16 protein-coding genes are annotated in these 17,248 nt (G+C 48.0%); 1 reads left to right on the top strand and 15 read right to left on the bottom strand.

Translation table 11 applies throughout. The annotated features are described in order from the left end of the window. Window positions 1–198: 198 nt before the first annotated feature. A complete protein-coding gene (locus MHI37_RS09105) occupies window positions 199–591 on the top strand; it encodes a TIGR04086 family membrane protein (protein WP_076337388.1) in 393 nt (130 codons plus the stop codon). A 58-nt stretch (window positions 592–649) separates the two neighbouring features. Here MHI37_RS09105 and yajC read toward each other — a convergent pair whose 3' ends face one another. The 15 genes from yajC to obgE all read right to left on the bottom strand — a co-directional run bounded on the left by yajC (window position 650) and on the right by obgE (window position 17,248). Then, complete coding sequence (yajC, locus tag MHI37_RS09100; RefSeq protein ID WP_076337387.1) at window positions 650–964, bottom strand: preprotein translocase subunit YajC; 315 nt, start codon at window positions 962–964, stop codon at window positions 650–652. A gap of 14 nt (window positions 965–978) precedes the next feature. Further along, window positions 979–2,115 (bottom strand): tRNA guanosine(34) transglycosylase Tgt, encoded by a 1,137-nt coding sequence (gene tgt / locus MHI37_RS09095; RefSeq protein WP_076337386.1) that lies wholly within the window; start codon window positions 2,113–2,115, stop codon window positions 979–981. A 19-nt stretch (window positions 2,116–2,134) separates the two neighbouring features. Further along, window positions 2,135–3,181 (bottom strand): tRNA preQ1(34) S-adenosylmethionine ribosyltransferase-isomerase QueA, encoded by a 1,047-nt coding sequence (gene queA / locus MHI37_RS09090; protein WP_076337385.1) that lies wholly within the window; start codon window positions 3,179–3,181, stop codon window positions 2,135–2,137. Window positions 3,182–3,191: 10 nt separating this feature from the next. Next, on the bottom strand, window positions 3,192–5,309 hold the full coding sequence (locus MHI37_RS09085; RefSeq protein WP_076337384.1) for a SpoIID/LytB domain-containing protein: 2,118 nt from the start codon (window positions 5,307–5,309) through the stop codon (window positions 3,192–3,194). Next, window positions 5,299–5,769: a DUF393 domain-containing protein gene (locus MHI37_RS09080; RefSeq protein ID WP_083676307.1), complete on the bottom strand. Its 471-nt coding sequence runs from the start codon at window positions 5,767–5,769 to the stop codon at window positions 5,299–5,301. Before MHI37_RS09080 ends, MHI37_RS09085 begins: the two co-directional genes overlap by 11 nt. 3 nt (window positions 5,770–5,772) lie before the next feature. Beyond that, entirely contained in the window at window positions 5,773–6,774 is a 1,002-nt protein-coding gene (gene ruvB / locus MHI37_RS09075) for a Holliday junction branch migration DNA helicase RuvB (RefSeq protein WP_076337382.1), read from the bottom strand. Between the two features lie 19 nt (window positions 6,775–6,793). Next, window positions 6,794–7,429: a Holliday junction branch migration protein RuvA gene (gene ruvA / locus MHI37_RS09070; RefSeq protein ID WP_076337381.1), complete on the bottom strand. Its 636-nt coding sequence runs from the start codon at window positions 7,427–7,429 to the stop codon at window positions 6,794–6,796. Continuing rightward, window positions 7,429–7,929, bottom strand: a complete 501-nt coding sequence (gene ruvC / locus MHI37_RS09065) for a crossover junction endodeoxyribonuclease RuvC (protein WP_076337380.1) — start codon at window positions 7,927–7,929, stop codon at window positions 7,429–7,431. Before ruvC ends, ruvA begins: the two co-directional genes overlap by 1 nt. Before the next feature lie 196 nt (window positions 7,930–8,125). Beyond that, window positions 8,126–8,764, bottom strand: coding sequence for a BofC C-terminal domain-containing protein (locus MHI37_RS09060; RefSeq protein WP_083676306.1), 639 nt, complete (start codon window positions 8,762–8,764; stop codon window positions 8,126–8,128). A gap of 1,245 nt (window positions 8,765–10,009) precedes the next feature. After that, window positions 10,010–11,989, bottom strand: coding sequence for a LysM peptidoglycan-binding domain-containing protein (locus MHI37_RS09055; RefSeq protein WP_342556543.1), 1,980 nt, complete (start codon window positions 11,987–11,989; stop codon window positions 10,010–10,012). A 168-nt stretch (window positions 11,990–12,157) separates the two neighbouring features. Then, complete coding sequence (pheA, locus tag MHI37_RS09050) at window positions 12,158–13,027, bottom strand: prephenate dehydratase (protein ID WP_076337378.1); 870 nt, start codon at window positions 13,025–13,027, stop codon at window positions 12,158–12,160. Beyond that, on the bottom strand, window positions 13,024–14,019 hold the full coding sequence (gene thrB, locus MHI37_RS09045) for a homoserine kinase (protein WP_076337377.1): 996 nt from the start codon (window positions 14,017–14,019) through the stop codon (window positions 13,024–13,026). The genes pheA and thrB overlap by 4 nt, the downstream gene beginning before the upstream one ends. Before the next feature lie 4 nt (window positions 14,020–14,023). Continuing rightward, window positions 14,024–15,310, bottom strand: coding sequence for a homoserine dehydrogenase (locus tag MHI37_RS09040; protein WP_076337376.1), 1,287 nt, complete (start codon window positions 15,308–15,310; stop codon window positions 14,024–14,026). Between the two features lie 30 nt (window positions 15,311–15,340). Beyond that, a complete protein-coding gene (locus tag MHI37_RS09035) occupies window positions 15,341–15,778 on the bottom strand; it encodes an ACT domain-containing protein (protein ID WP_076337375.1) in 438 nt (145 codons plus the stop codon). A 144-nt stretch (window positions 15,779–15,922) separates the two neighbouring features. After that, complete coding sequence (obgE, locus tag MHI37_RS09030; protein ID WP_076337374.1) at window positions 15,923–17,248, bottom strand: GTPase ObgE; 1,326 nt, start codon at window positions 17,246–17,248, stop codon at window positions 15,923–15,925.

Genomic DNA, 17,248 nt, shown 5'->3' with positions numbered 1-17,248 from the left:
CGAGCTGATGTCAGACTCGTTTGTCCGTACAGCTATTCTGACCTACCGCTAATGACATCATACTTAACTGCCTTACACGAATATATGGCAATAGCACAGCAAACTTCAATAATAATATACTTCTACACCTATAGTTGTACTAATCAGCCTAGCTTGACCATATGGATAAGTAATAAGTACCTTGCTGGGGGGATTTTGATGAGTTCCGTTAAACAAGCTCCTAAACCGCCTTTAATCGCTTCACCATTGCTTGCCGGTGTAATCTTTTCAATTATTTGGCTAGCGGCAGGCGCCTTGCTGCTCTCACTTCTTTTACACTTTACTGGTATGAAGGAAAGCAGCTTGCCATCAACTGCGCTGATTGTTCACGGCTGTGCTTCGCTTGCCGGCGGTTTTACTACAGGCCGCCGTTCGGAGAAAAAAGGCTGGTATAACGGAGCGATGCTTGGATTATTGTACGCTGTAATTGTCATTATCATCAGCTTTCTCGCGTCTGATGCTTCTATTTCAATGCATAGTGCTGTATTGCTTGGCGCTGCTCTTCTCGCTGGCGCTTTTGGTGGAATGATCGGGGTTAACATGAGAAGATAATAACCAGACTAGACAAAGAAACGGCTGACATGCAGGCATGTCAGCCGTTTCTTTTTGTTTATTTCTCTAAATCAACTACTGCTGGTGCAGAGTTAATGATGTTATTAATTGCGCTGCGCTCAAATGTCATTTTTGTTGTATCGTTTACACGAAGTACAACAGTGTCATCACTAAGCTCAACGACTGTACCATGCAATCCACCAACTGTTGAAATTTTGTCGCCTTTTTTCAATTGGCCAAGCATTGAAGTACGTTGCTTTTGTTTCTTCTGCTGCGGACGAATAAGTAAGAAATAAAACACCGCGAACATAAGTACAAACGGCCAAATCATACTTAAAATATTAGTTGATCCAGCTTCTGCTGCTTGCAACATCGAAATCCCCCCTCTCAAAACCCTTTCTCATTATCGAACAGGCCGTAGCTTGTAAAAAATGAATTCCGGAAGTCGAGCAGCCGGTCCTCCATAATCGCTTGCCGAACGTCCCGCATGAGTTGTAGTAAGAAATGCAAATTATGGTACGTGGTTAGTCTCATACCAAAGGTTTCATCCGCTTTAATTAAATGCCGGATATAAGCTCGGGAATAGTTCTTGCATGTATAGCATGAGCATTCCGGATCCAACGGACCAAAATCTTCAGCATATTTAGCATTGCGAATAACTAATCTGCCTTGGCTTGTCATCGTTGTCCCATTACGTGCAATACGTGTCGGTAAAACGCAATCGAACATATCAATACCACGCATCGATCCTTCGATTAAAGCATCTGGTGAGCCAACACCCATAAGATAACGTGGTTTATTCGCCGGCAAAATGGGAACGGTATAGTCGAGCACATCATACATTAAATGCTTAGGCTCGCCAACACTCAGTCCACCAATAGCATAACCCGGGAAATCCATGGAAGTCAAATCATTTGCACTTTGAATGCGCAAATCCTTGTACATACCACCTTGAACTATGGCAAACAGCCCTTGATCGTGAGGTCTCGCATGCGCCTTTAGGCAGCGCTCTGCCCAACGCGTCGTTCTCTCCAGTGACTTCTTCACATATTCGTGCTCTGCTGGAAACGGCGGGCATTCATCAAATGCCATCATAATATCAGAACCTAGAGCGTTTTGAATTTCCATAGCAACCTCAGGAGAAAGAAACTTCTTGTCTCCATTCAGATGTGAGCGAAAGTGAACGCCTTCTTCTGTAATTTTACGCATTTCACTTAGACTGAAAACTTGAAATCCGCCGCTATCAGTCAAAATAGGTCTATCCCAGTTCATGAATTTATGCAGTCCACCTGCATTTCTTACCGTCTCATGTCCTGGTCTGAGAAACAAATGATACGTATTACTCAAAATAATATGGGCATCCATCGCTTTAAGCTCTTCTGGGCTCATCGTTTTGACGGTCGCCTGTGTTCCAACCGGCATAAAGGCAGGCGTCTCAATAACGCCGTGCGGGGTATGAACACGCCCAAGACGTGCTCCAGTTTGCTTGCATTGTTTAATTAATTCATATTTAACAGCCACAATTCACGCTTCCTATTCCTATTTAGTAAATAAACATTGCATCGCCAAAGCTGAAAAACCGATAATCCTGAGTAATCGCTTCTTCATAAGCTCGCATAACAGCATCACGGCCAGCCAGTGCGCTTACCAGCATAACCAGTGTAGATTTTGGTAGATGAAAGTTGGTGAGCAGTGCATTGACAAGCTTAAACTCATAGCCTGGAAAAATAAAAATCGATGTCCAGCCGCTGCAAGCCTCAATTGCTCCACCTTCAAAACGATCGGCCACCGTCTCAAGCGTTCGTGAAGAAGTCGTACCTACAGCAATAATACGTGCGCCTCGCTGTTTGGCTTCATTAATTATCGTTGCATTTTGCTCATTCAGCTCGTAATACTCGGCATGCATTTCATGCTCCTCGACCAGCTCTACAGACATGGGGCGGAATGTGCCGAGTCCTACATGCAGCGTAACATAAGCAAGCTTTACACCCTTTGCTTCAAGCTTCTCCAGAAAAGCATCGGTAAAATGTAAGCCTGCTGTCGGTGCTGCTGCTGAGCCTGCATGCTTGGAATAGACGGTCTGGTACCGCTCTCGCTCTTCCAGCCTCTCCTTAATATAAGGAGGCAAAGGCATCTCTCCAAGGCGGTCAAGCAGCTCCTGAAAAATCCCCTCATATTTAAACCGGATGGTCCGTCCACCCATCTCGCCCTCCTGCTCAATAACTGCGCGCAGGAGCGGATTGCCGTTTCCATCATCACCAAATGATAGCTCAGTTCCCGTCTTTAACCGTTTAGCCGGCTTGCCAAGCGCTTCCCAGCGATCTCCCTCGAGCTGTTTCAAAAGCAGCAGCTCGATCTTAGCTCCAGTATCACTTTTCACACCTGTAAGTCTTGCAGGGATGACTCTCGTATCATTTAAAACAAGCACATCTCCGGATTGAACATACTGCTCCAAATCCGTAAATTTATTATGTGTGATCTCTCCTGAATGCTTATTAAGTGCAAGCAGTCTAGAAGCCGTTCTGTCCAGCAGCGGTGTTTGCGCAATTAAGCGCTCCGGCAATTCGAAATCAAACCATTCTACATTCATATCGTTTCAATCATTCCTTAGCGATGATTACATCTTTGTAGTAGTATTTCAAAATATATTGATAGTCATACCCCTGCTGAGCTAGGCTCAAGGCTCCATATTGAGATAAACCTACACCATGCCCATTTCCTGAGCCTACAAAACGGAAGGTTGGCTCCTTCGTTGCAGCTCGTACTTGGTTATTTCCATCCAATATAAACAGATTTGTGTTGGCAGCCTCAGATACTTTGCCTCCCGCACCAATGGTGTATATAGGAGAACTGTCTGCTGGTTTGGAGCGCGTTGCCGATCCAGCTCCAAGTACAGTGACCTTAGCTGTCTCGTCAATTTGGAACAAGGTGCTTGGCAGCGAGCCGTCTACACCTAACGTGCCGCGAAACGAATCTGGTGCGCTTACGGATACTAGTTGTCCGTTTGCCAAAATTTCCGTAGCCCGGCCTGAAGCACCGCGCTGACTAACCTCTAACGACTTCAGAGGCGCTGTAATTTTCGTCTTTGCTTTAGCGTTAATAACATTCAGCATTTCCTGTGCTGTATAGGGTCCTCTTGTCCAAGTCATAGCATTGGATTCAATGGTTTTCTCCAGTACAACAACCTGCAAGCCATTGTCTGCTGTCGCAATCATAGGGATTGTATCTTGAATTTGCGGTTGCTTGCGCACCTTAGTGCCATTCGCGTTTACTCGCATAATACGACTTCCAGCCGCTGTCGTTTCTCCCGTCTCATCGAGGGAATCCTCACGAATATAGCCAATTGCCCCGCTTGGAAGAACTACGCGGTACCAACTGCGCAGTCCAGTCTCCGAAGAAATATCAGGGCTCTTCACAGCCTGCAAGTACGGAATCGAATTTTTCCATATTTCCACAGCGTCAGCTGTCATACCTCCACTACTTGCCGAAAATAACGCTTCGATTACTTTCCCATTGTATAAAGCGACTTCTCCAGCAGTTGCATCAACAGCCGCTATTGTCGAAGGATACTCTGAGCCTACCCCATAATAGGCTTGACTTAACGTCGTGTCTACAACATGGGCAATTTGATAACCGAAGCCTTTATTCAACGCATAAGAGCGTGCGGCAACGGCTTGAGCCTTCAAAGCTTCTGCCGGCCAAGATGCGTACATCTCTATTCCAACAACAGAATAAAGATATTGTTCAAAAGGAAGCTCGTTAATAACAGCCATACGTCCATTAAGTGCACTCAGTTCAAACAGTCCGCGGTAGCTGCGATTGCTTCGCTCTGTTAGCTTGATCGGCTCAGCACCTGCTGCGGAAACCGTTATTTTGGCATCGCCGCCAGCATACAAATAAAGCTCTGAGCTGCTTTCAGCTTTCACGCTTACCGAATGATCGTTTCTTATTAATAAATAAGCGGCTTGTGCATTTGCTTCTATTAAGCTGCCGCCTCCTGCTTTGGCAGCTGCTGCCTTCACAATCTGAAGCTCAGCTTCTGTTGCTGTCGCTCCTACCATAACCGAATAGCTGCCGGCTCCGCCTTGCCCAGATCGAACCGCCACATAAGCATCCAGCCCTATAGCTCCATACCCGCTTGCTGCTGCGATTGCGGCATCCTTACTGGGGAGTGGGCCAGTCTCCAAATAATGGGGTCCTTGAAGTACGGCCTTGAAGCTGCCGATAAGCTTAGTAAGCTCACTGTCGCCGTTCCACTTGGTTTGTGCGGCAGTTGCTTCTGCTGCTGTTTTATATGTACCTTCTGTAACCTGATAGATTATAGCTCCACTCTTGGAGATCGAGGTTAGAAATGCTGTCCCCTTCAATGCTTTCAGCCTGTTGTACACAGCCGCTGCTGTAGTGAAATTAGAGGATTCAAATAGTTTAACCTTATAGCTGTCCAATGCAAAACGTGCGGATGCAGCTCCTTCAACGTTAAACCAATTATTGATGCCTGAAGGCTGTCGTTCTCCAATACTCATGCCAGTGGCTGAAGAGAAGGTAGCTACAGCAGTAGTCTCCTCATATTTCCCAGGCAATTGCATAAATAAAGCAACTCTAATGTTATCAAGCTTAGGTACAGCCGCCTGTGATGGAGAGCCTGTCCACACAGAAGCGAGCAGCAGAATTGCCGTTGCTAGAATCATGTACCGCTTGATTGAAATTTTAATTGCCATGCTTGTTATTCTCCCCTCTGCTTTGCGGCAACTCGCAGCCATTCAATGAGCAGCTTTGATCCGCTTTGCCAAACCAATCGTATCTTCGATTCGCTACATATCGATATATTCGATCAGCGGTGGGCTTCATTCCAGGTATTCGATAAAAAGCAGCTAGCCAGCGCAGTCCTTTCACCGTTCTCAGGACGCGGACAACGCCGTCTGCACCTGCAAAGAGCTGTCCGCTCTCGTCTGCCACATGCATTTTCTCATAGAGCTCTGAAAACTTAAGCGGACCTAGATGCGGTACAAGCTGCTTCGCTTCCCCCACTGCCTCCAATTGCTGAATTTGCACAAACTGCAAATCCGCCTTTGAATTCATCTCCTTCAGCCTAGCTACCGAGGCTAAACATAGATTGCAGTGTCCATCGTAGATTACATAGAGCCGCTCCGCTGATCCCTTCATCGCTGCATCCATCATGAACTACCTCCCCGGAATCGGAATACCCAAATGCCGATAAGCGTTCTCGGTAGCGATTCGTCCGCGCGGTGTTCGCTGTAAAAAGCCAATTTGCATTAAGTATGGCTCATATACATCTTCAATGGTTTGACTCTCTTCACCAATTGTCGCCGCAATCGTATCCAGACCAACAGGCCTGCCGGCAAACGTAGTCATCATCGCTTGCAGCATTTTGAAATCGATATTGTCCAGTCCCATAGGGTCGACTTGAAGCAGCTCAAGTGCCGAACGAGCGATATCATGCGTTATGACCCCATCGCCGCGAACTTGGGCGAAGTCCCTTACGCGCTTAAGCAAACGATTGGCAATACGAGGTGTCCCTCGCGAGCGCATAGCGATCTCTGTCGCAGCCTCGCCTACAATAGTGACGTCGAGGATCTCTGCTGTTCTAGCAACGATAAAAGCAAGCTCGTCGATGGTATAAAACTCCAAGCGACTAACGACACCGAATCGATCACGCAGCGGAGCCGACAACAGACCTGCACGAGTAGTCGCGCCTATCAACGTGAAGGGCGGCAGATCCAAGCGGACAGAACGAGCGCTTGGGCCCTTACCGATCATAATATCCAGCGCAAAGTCCTCCATGGCTGGATACAAAACTTCTTCTACCGTCCGGTGCAGACGATGTATTTCATCAATAAAGAGCACATCGCCCTCCTGCAAATTCGTGAGCAAAGCAGCAAGATCGCCCGGCCTCTCAATTGCAGGACCCGATGTCGTCCGAAGATGGACGCCAAGCTCATTGGCAATAATATTCGAAAGTGTCGTTTTTCCAAGTCCGGGAGGTCCATACAGGAGCACATGGTCAAGTGCTTCCTTCCGCAGCTTAGCCGCTTCAATATAAATCTTTAAGTTTTCCTTGGCTGTTGTTTGTCCGATATATTCAGCCAGATAGCGTGGACGCAGGCTAAGCTCCACCGCCTGGTCATCCATCATTAGGTTGGCGGAAATGATTCTATCATCCATCTGCGTTCATCTCCCTCCGTCAGCCTTTAAACAGCTGCTGCAGCGCCCGCTTCATCAAAGCATCCACCGTTTCCTCCGCCGTCACACTATGCTGTAGTCCAATCCACGCTTTATCAAGCTCTGCAGCCGTATAGCCAAGAGCAGCAAGACCCTCTCTTGCTTCCTGCCATGCCGTGCCAGCACCCTGTCCTGAGTGTCTGCTTGACGTAAGATCAAGCGCAACGCCTGCCGCTGTCAACAAGCCTCCGTCGAGTCCAGCACCGATCAGCTTATCCTTCAGATCCAAAATCATACGCTGCGCCGTCTTCTTCCCGATACCCGGCAGCTTCGTGAGAAACGCTATATTTTCTTGCTGGATCGCTGCGATTACAGCATCTGGCCGTCCCCCTGACAAAATACCCAAAGCGACGCGAGGTCCTATCCCAGATACTTCCAGCAGCTTGCGAAACAAGGTCTGCTCCTCTCTCGTCTCGAAGCCGAACAATAAAATAGCGTCCTCACGGACGTTATGATGAATATATACGGTTACTGGCTCTTCCTTCTTGGCAAAAGCATATGGATTAGGTGTAAATACGCGATAGCCTGTATCTCTTACGTCCAAAACGATATATTCAGATTCCAGATGGACGACATTCCCTCTTAAAAAATCAATCACTAACGCTTCACCTCATTAATTTTTTGGGTCAAAACAATAGAATGAGCATGGCAAATCGCCACCGCAAGTGCATCGGCAACGTCATCCGGCTTCGGCACAGCTGAGAGCTTTAGAAACATTTTAACCATTTCCTGCACCTGTTTTTTCTCTGCTTTGCCGTAACCTACGACCGCCTGCTTTACCTGAAGCGGAGTATACTCTCCAATAGGTAAGCCTCGCTGCACCGCAGCTAATATAATCGCGCCTCTTGCTTGCGCTACATCAAAGGCTGTCGTCACGTTCCGGTTAAAAAACAGCTTCTCCACACCAACCGTATCAGGTTTATATTTATCCATTAAAGCGCAAGCAGACTCGTACACCTGAAGCAATCGCTGCTCTGGTGCCGTATGTGCTTCCGTCTGAATAGCTCCATATTGAACGGGTATAAGCTTATGGCCGATCTTATCTATAAATCCGAATCCTACAATTGCATAACCAGGGTCAATTCCAAGAACGCGCAAGCGGCCATCTCCTCAAAAGTTTTACAGAGTAAAACTTACTTCGTAAGCATTTACGTAAAGTTGCTTTATCCATTATAGCAAAAGATAACGCGAATGAGAACGCGCGTTTGATATTTGAGCTGATAGGCATAGACAAAGAGACCGCAAGTTAACATTGCGGTCTCTTTCGCATTTCAATTATTGGTTGAATTTCAACTTAATAAGCAGGCTTCATAGCCCTCTGATTTGGCTCAATTGCATAGTCGCTGAACGTTGATAGCACACTGTTGTACTCATCCATGTCACTTATTCGTATCCCGTTGCTAAGCTGCTTCAGCTTATCTTGCGGCAAGCTGCTTTCCATATAGCGGACGTCCAGCTGAAAAAATGTTCGCAGTACCTTTTCCTTCTTTGGGACACCGTCAAATAAGGCCAGATTTCCTTTTTTATCAACACTCATATACGCATTAGCCTTGCAATGTTCGGATAAATCCTCGATATGCTGCAGAGCATTGACCGTTCCCTTATCCTCGTCCAATACAGCTTTCCAATCTGAATGAGCGTGCAGTAGCTCAACAACCTGCTTTCCCGTCATGCGCCCCAGCAGTCGAACCTCTTCACCGCAAATATAGACACGATGAAGCTTAACAGACAGAGGCTGCTCTTGCTGCTTTAGCGCTTCAAGGATGCTGCTTTGCTGCTCAGCTTGCATGGGTGCTGCCATAACCCCATCACTATTAACAAACAACAGCCAGCTCAAAAGCAGGCTAAGAAGGATAGCGCCTAAAGACCACATCGAACGGCGATTTCTCCGAAGTCGCTTTTTAATTTTTTTCCATAAACTAAATACCATCATGGGGAAGACCCCTTCTTTATATTTTTTGATAGTATGCTCCAGTATTGCATAAATATTCAAATGATTTTTACAATTAAATTTGCATACGATACTTATCCGCTAATAAACAAGCGTAAACGGCTGTCACGGGCAGAGTTCGTGCGGCCGCTGCCTTTGTTCTAGGCATGTTTGTACATCCCCCCTATACTTCACAAAACTAACACACACATCGTCTTTTCCCTCAACTTTCCCCACGCTCCATGCCGCTCCTCAAATCCTCACTTCCCCTACTCCCAGCGCGAAAGCTATCCTGCACTTTTGCAGTAACTTCGTGCGATTGGGGTGCTCTAGCTGACCTATCCTGCACTCACGCATTATAGCTCGTCATTTCAGCTCATCTAAAGCCATCTGATCTCCATTGTTGGCAGCTATCCTGCATACGTGCAGGATAGCTGCCCTAAACCATTAAAAAGAGTAGGCTACCCTGCAAATGTGCAGGATTGCCTACTACTACTCATTCTTATGATTGACTGTCACGGCAAAGCTCGTGCTGCTGCCGCCTTTGTTCTAGGCAAGTTTGTATAGGCTCCATATCCTTCACACAAACGAACACACGTATCGTCTTTTCCCTCGACTTTCCCCACGCTCGATGCCGCTCCTCAAATCCTCACGTCTCCTACTCCCGTGCTGAGGCTTTTGCAGTAACTTCAATGCTATTGGGACGCTCTCCCAGCTGAGCTAAGCTCCCACGATCATTTTCATGCCATTCTTTAGGGTAATGTAACCAACGATACGTGGACTCCCAGCGCTCGGTATTACACTGCCCAATACGGCTGGTTTAAAACTTTTCTTATTTCCCATGACAACTCTCGCAAATCGACTATAAAAAGTTCAAGCATAATGAATAAAATCATCCTTGCCGGTAATTGGAAATCGCAGACGCGTCAGCTCACACTTCTAACGGAAACCACAGACGCTAAATCGCCTTTATTTTTCATTTCAAGATTGTAACGGAAACACAGGCCTCTATTTGCACCCTACATGCCCGATCTCGCTTCATTTCTGCGGAATAGCGTCTCCCACTTCCGTTAAAATGTGAGACTAACCCTAAATGGCAGTTTAGCGTCTCTGGCTTCCGTTAGCTTTCGTTAGCCGCTCTCCCACTGCTTCCGCAGCATCTTTATCAACAGATTCGGAGATTGCATAGTTTCCTATGCAACAAAAAAAGCCCCAAGAGACAAAAGGACTCTTGGGACTGCTTTCACTTTACTTATTTCGTTTCAGCCAAGGCTGATTGCTGTTAGCTCTTGTTTTGTCAGGACGAGTAGTTACTGTGCGGATAACTGCTTTTTTATTATTTTTACGCGGTATGGCCGTCTTCACTTCTTTTGGAGACTCAGCATCCGCGAGTGCTGCGGAAGCTGGGTCCGAGCGATTTCCCTTACAACCGCAATCAGATTGATCTGCGCCCGCTACGCCGGCCGTTTGCGGCCAGCTCGGATAAGGTGTTCCAGTTGGATATCCGTAACCGCCGCCTTGCCCCATCCCCGCTGGTGAAACAGCTGAATGGCTATATCCGTAGCCGTACTCCGGCTGCATATTTACTGGCGCAACCCAGCCTTGATTCGGCTGCACTGCTGACGGGCTTACCATTCCTTGGTTCGGCTGCGTTGCCAGCGGCGATACCCACCCTTGATTCGGCTGCACTGCTGACGGGCTTACCATCCCTTGATTCGGCTGCGTTGCCAGCGGTGATACCCACCCTTGATTCGGCTGTACTGCTGACGGGCTCACCAACCCTTGATTCGGCTGCACTGCTGACGGGCTTACCATCCCTTGGTTTGGCTGCGTTGCCAGCGGCGATACCCAACCTTGATTCGGCTGCACTGCTGACGGGCTTACCATCCCTTGGTTTGGCTGCGTTGCCAGCGGCGATACCCAACCTTGATTCGGCTGCGCTGCTAGCGGGCTTACCATCCCTTGATTTGGCTGCGTTGCCAAAGGCGATACCCAACCTTGATTCGGCTGTGCGGATTCACCTGCAACCAGTTGGCTGTTCTCTTGCACTCCCTCTACCATGGAATGGCCATAGCCCCAGCCCGGTCCTGCTGCTGCTGGCAAAGTAGATGGCGCTGGATAGTTGCCGACAAATACAGTACCAGGAGGGCAATCAAATGGAGACTCATTGCTCTCGCTGAGAGGGCTGACCATATTTCCAAAAGGTACAGGCTGCTGCCAGTTCCCATAGCCCGTTTGTGCTGGACTAACCATCGGCTGACCATAGCCATGGCCCGTTTGTGCTGGATTAACCATCGGCTGACCATGACCATAGCCATGGCCACTTTGAGCCGGGCTAACCATTGGCTGTCCGTAGCCATAGCCGGTTTGCGCTGGGCTGACCATCGGTTGACCGTAGCCATAACCGCTGAAAATCGGCTGCTGTGCCGCTGGAGCTACTGCTTCAGGCGCCTTCGGCAAATCATACAAAGATAATGCTTCAGTGGCCGGAATACCATATTGCTTAAATAAATCGACATTAGGTTTATATTCCGAATGAATGGGCTTCAGCTTTTTCTCCACCGGTTTTTCGATCGGCAGCGCTTTTTTCGCTGGCTCAATCACTTCTGCTTTTGGAGCAGGAAGAGGAGCAGGCTTTACAGGCTTCACAATAGGAGCCGTTTGTTTTTTCTCTTGCACAGGTGCCACAGGTGCTGGAGCAATAGGTGCGATAGGTGCCGTTGGCGTCTTGCCTGTGATAGGTGCTGTCGATGTTTTACCCGAATTTGGTGCTGTGGAAAGCTTTCCGACCCAGCCTTGAACGCCCTGCATCAAAGAGGTATGATGCTGAGCATTTGCTCCGCCAGTACCATGAGCAGCATTATGTCCGCTAGACACATTCTCGCCTGACTCCATCGCCTTAGGTATGTTTACAACTTCCCCCGTAAGCAGCACATTAGGGTTTTTCAACTGCGGATTTGCTTTAATCATATCCGCAAGCGGCACACCCCATGCCTTCGACAGCTTCCAAAGTGTATCCCCTTGCTTCACAACATGCTGATGCATGATGTCCATACCGCCTCCTGAGCCGCCTGTATGATCTGACGGAATTTTCAGCTTCAATCCTACATCAATGACATCTGGATTGGTAATTCCCGGATTTAGCTTTAAAATCTCTTCCAGCGAAACATTATACTTTTGCCCAATGGAGTATAAAGATTCACCCTTTTTTACAATATGGATTTTCACTCGCTGTTAGCCTCCTGTCACGTTCTGAATAACCAGGCACTGCTAATGCCTATTATCAATCCTTACATCCTATGCAGAATATGGGCAGGTGTCTCCTGTTTCACAAAAAAAATAGTAAAAAACCGAGCACACTCCAAAGAGCGAGCTCGGTTTTTACGTTTCATAGCATTATTTTATATATTCAGAAAAGCTTGGGTAGCTCCCCAATATGCGTACATGACAGCCAATTGCTTCAATTTCTTGAATGGCTGATGGCAATAGCACCGAATCCAGTGCCATATCGATGTCGATAAAGAAATAGTAGTTGCCAAGCTTCTTCTTGGTTGGGCGTGATTCAATCCGAGATAGATTGATTTTGCGCCAAGCGAACGCCGCAAGCACCTGATGAAGCGCACCAGGATAATCTTCGGGCAGCGTTACTAATATGCTCGTTTTTACTTGCTTGGATTGGCAAGCCTTATATGGCTCAGAGCCTACCAAAAGAAAACGGGTGTAATTGTTGTCATGGTCAGTTATCCCGCTCGCAATGACATCAAGACCTTCATTGGCGGCCGCAGTTTTAGTACCGATAGCTGCCCAACCGGAATTCGGGTTGTTTTTGGCAATTCTAACGCCCTCAGCAGTGCTGCTTACATGCTCAGTCACGGCATGAGGGAGCTTCGTACGCAAAAACTGCAAGCACTGTGCGATTGCCACAGGGTGGCTGATTACTTTCGTGATCCGCGAATAGTCGATTTGCCCAGCATCGTCCAGCAGCTCCGATTGAGGTCCGATTAGATTTTGAATAGACGGATATACCCATTCTGCTTGTATCGGAATATCCACCTCATGGACAAGCCAGTCCATATGCAGGCTGACAGAGCCCTCAATCGTATTCTCGATTGGAATAATGCTGTAATCGCTTATGCCATTAACGGTGGATAAAAAAACATCTGAAATCAAGCGATGATGCTTGTAATTAATTTCTTCTCCACGGAAAAAATGCTTCGCCGCCTCATCTGATACCGAGCCGGCAGGCAGTACTGCTATCGTCTTCATACCATAACCTCCCCTTTAATTCGATCGGGAAGTGGAATGGCCGGCACGGCGGCAATATCCTCTACCGTAATTTGCGGACCGCTGACGCATGGTGACAGCCATAGCGTCTGCGCATCAATACCCTCTTGCTTTAATGTATCAAGCAAAAACTTCTCCAAGCCAGAATCGTTCGGAGCATCTTCCATAGGAGAGGCTGCATCCTCCACAAAAGCGATCAGCGTCGGCCCTGCTCCGCTTAGCGCAACGCCCAGCGCGCCATGGTCTACAGCGCGCTCCAATATGGTCGTCATGCCGGGAATTAACGCTGCACGATAGGGCTGGTGCAGTCTATCCTTCATCGCATGACGTATGATGCCCAGCTCGCCGCTGGCAAGCGCGGCGACGAGCAGAGAGCTGCGGCCGACGTTGAATACGGCGTCTGCCATACTAATTTGCGACGGCAGCGCGTGACGCGCTTTCTCCGTCGACAGCTGAAAGGCAGGGATCGCAACGAGCGTCTTCAGCTTAGGATGCGGATCAAGACGAACATAATCCGCCCGTTCACCGTCCCATGCAGAAACGACAATGCCTCCAAATAAAGATGCGCCAACATTGTCAGGATGTCCCTCAAGCGCCGTTGCCATTTGGAACAGCTTATTATCGGTCAGCGGACTTCCAATTAAAGCATTCGCTGCTACTAGAGCCCCTACGATCGCCGAGGCGCTGCTGCCAAGGCCCCTAGTTAACGGAATATCGCTGTACATCGAGATTGAAAGCTCCGGCAGCCGGACTCCCGCCTCCTTGAACACGAGCTGAGCAACCTTATAGATCAAGTTCGATTTGTCTTTTGGCAAACCTTTCATTTGATCTCCAAAAAAAAGGAACTGCGTCTGCTCAGCCTCGGTCAGCTCGATCCATGCATACAAAGAAAGCGCCATGCCCAGCGTATCAAAGCCTGGGCCTAAATTTGCTGTGCTTGCGGGTATTTTTACGATGACTCTGCGATTATTCATGGGCTTACCCTTCTACGCGGTAGACGCTCTTCACTCTGTGAACGACTTCCAGCGATTCAAATGTCGCAAGCACCTTCTGAATAGCTGCTTTGTTTGCATCATGAGTAATAATGATAATTTCAGCTTCTGGATTCGAAGGCGTCGGCTGCTGCAATACAGACTCCAAGCTTACTTCAAAGTCGGCAAACACTTGTGTAATACGTGCAAGCACACCAGCACGATCAGCTACTTTAAGCAGCAAAAAATATTTAGACGAAATTTGATCATCAGATTTCAGCTTCTTCTCTTTGTAAGAAAGACTTCCTTGCATGCCGTTTACGCCGAGCTTAAGGTTTTTCACGACTGCCACTAAATCCGCTACGATCGAGGTCGCAGTTGGAAGCTCGCCTGCTCCAGCACCGTAAAACATCGTCTCGCCTACTGCTTCGCCATGCACATACACTGCGTTAAACACGCCATTAACCGAAGCAAGAGGATGCGTTTTCTTCACCATCGTCGGCTGAACGCTAATGCTGATCAGATCATCCTGACGCTCTGCGATGCCGAGCAGCTTCACTTCATAGCCAAGACGCTTAGCGTACAAAATATCTTCTTTGCTCACCGATGAAATGCCTTGTACGGATACATCCTCAAGCGCTACGTTAGCACGGAAGCCGATCGTCGCTAGAATCGTCATTTTACGTGCTGCATCAAGCCCTTCCACATCGGAGGTCGGATCTGATTCGGCATAGCCCAGCTCCTGTGCTTCCTTAAGCACATCCAGATAAGAAGCGCCCTCTTGACTCATCTTTGTCAAAATAAAGTTTGTTGTTCCGTTGACGATCCCCATAATTTTGTTGATACGATCGGAAGAGAAGCCTTCTACTAGCGTCCGAATAATCGGAATACCGCCAGCTACGCTCGCTTCATACATGATGTCGCAGCGATTCTCCTGCGCTTTGGCCAATATCTCCGGTCCATGCAGCGCCATCAAATCCTTATTGGCCGTTACAACATGCTTGCCGAGCGACAATGCCTCCAAAATGTATTCCTTCGTAAGCCCAATTCCGCCCATAACCTCGATGATGACATCGATATCAGGATGACGGATAATATCCCAAGGATCCTCCGTCAGCTTATCCGAATCAATGGCAATGTTGCGAGCTTTATTTTTATTTTGAACGAGTATCTTTTCGATGACGATCGGCGACCCAACCTGGCTTGCCAAATCCTCTTGATGCCCTTCGACAATACGAACTACACCTGTGCCTACAGTACCTAAACCTAACAAACCTACTTTAACTGGCTTCATATATACCCTCCAATAATCTTTTCTTATCTATTATCCTTGCCCGATGACCGAGGCTTTGCGTACGCCAGGATGGCTGCGGAGCATTTCGACCAGCGATGACAGTTCCCCGGAAAGCTGCGAAATATCGACGGAAATGACAACGTTAGCGAAGCCCTGCAGCGGAATGCTCTGATTCATCGTCAGTACATTACCTTCAAGGCTGGCAACCATGCTGATCACGTTCGAGAGCACGCCCGAGCGATGCTCCAAATCCATTGAGATCGTCGCAATACGTTCGCGCTCCAGCTGATCCAGCACATAAACGCCGTCTTTATACTTATAAAAAGCGCTTCGACTGAGTCCTACGCGTTCCACCGCTTCATGAACGGTTGCCGCTTCCCCCCGACTAAGCATCTCCTTCACTTGTATCGTCTTCATAATCGCTTCCGGTAAAATGTCCTCCCGAACGACATAATAGCGTTTAGTCACTATACGTCCTCCTCAAAAAGACAATTGTTCACCTATAGTGGACATTATAACTAAATTTACGGATTGGAGCAATAGGTAAAAAAGAAAAGACGGCTTTCGCCGTCTTCATTCGTTCAACTATTAGAGAGGATATGCACGTGTCAACTAGCCATTCGGGTTATAATCGCTGCCCTCGAAAAATTCGAATGCAAAATCGCCGATTTGAACCATATCGCCGTCCTTGGCACCCATTTTACGAAGCTCTGCATCTACACCCATTTTGCGCATCGTACGCGCAAAGCGCATAACGGCATCATAGGAGGTTAAATTCATCCGCTTCATATAATTATCGATACCAACGCTCACGATGACATACACTTCATCTTCTTTATGAATCGTAAAGGTCGTCTCTTCACGCTTCTCGTAAGTATAGACCTTACGCTCAGCAACGTCCTTCACATCCTCAATTTCGACATCCTCCGATATCGTATCGAGTACATCAGCCGCTTTGTACAGAAGCTCCTGCACCCCTTGCCTCGTTAACGAGGAGATCGGCAAAATTTCATAATGGCGGTCGCCGCTAACTTCAGCAAGCTTTTGCCTAAACAGCTCCAGCTGCTCCGCGGATTCCGGCATGTCCATTTTGTTAGCTGCAATAATTTGCGGACGATCAACTAGCTTCTCATTATAAAGCACTAGTTCTTCGTTGATTTTTAACCAGTCATCAAAAGGATCGCGCCCTTCTGAAGCAGACATATCAATCACGTGAATAATGACCCGGGTCCGCTCAACATGACGAAGGAATTCATGTCCTAGACCAACGCCCTCGTGCGCGCCTTCGATCAAGCCCGGCAAATCAGCCATAACGAAGCTGCGGCTATCGCCAACATCTACGACACCAAGATTGGGCGTAATCGTTGTAAAATGATACGCACCGATTTTTGGCTTAGCGCCAGAAACGACAGAGAGCAGCGTCGATTTGCCGACGCTTGGAAATCCGACAAGCCCAACATCAGCCATAACCTTAAGCTCAAGCACAACCCAGCGCTCTTGCCCTTCTTCGCCGTTCTCCGAAATATAAGGAGCAGGGTTGTTCTGCGTAGCGAAGCGAATGTTGCCGCGTCCCCCGCGTCCGCCCTTTGCGATGACGATTTTTTGACCATGACGCGTCATATCAGCAATAATTTCTTGCGTATCATCATCTACGATGATCGTTCCAGGCGGAATACGTACAATCGTATCCTCAGCGCCAGCTCCATGCATGCTCTTTACTTTGCCGCGCTCGCCGCGATCAGCTTTAAAGTGCTTCTGATAGCGGAAATCCATGAGCGTACGAAGCCCTTCATCCACTTGGAAAATCAAATCTCCGCCGCGGCCGCCATCACCGCCGGCAGGACCGCCCTGCTCAACATACTTCTCGCGGCGAAACGAAACGATACCATCGCCTCCGTCGCCGCCTTTTACAAATATTTTCGCTTTATCGACAAACAT

Source organism: Paenibacillus sp. FSL H8-0548, assembly GCF_038630985.1.
Lineage (GTDB): Bacteria > Bacillota > Bacilli > Paenibacillales > Paenibacillaceae > Pristimantibacillus.
Note: the sequence above shows the minus strand (reverse complement) of the source record. Positions and strands in the feature narration are given on the sequence as shown.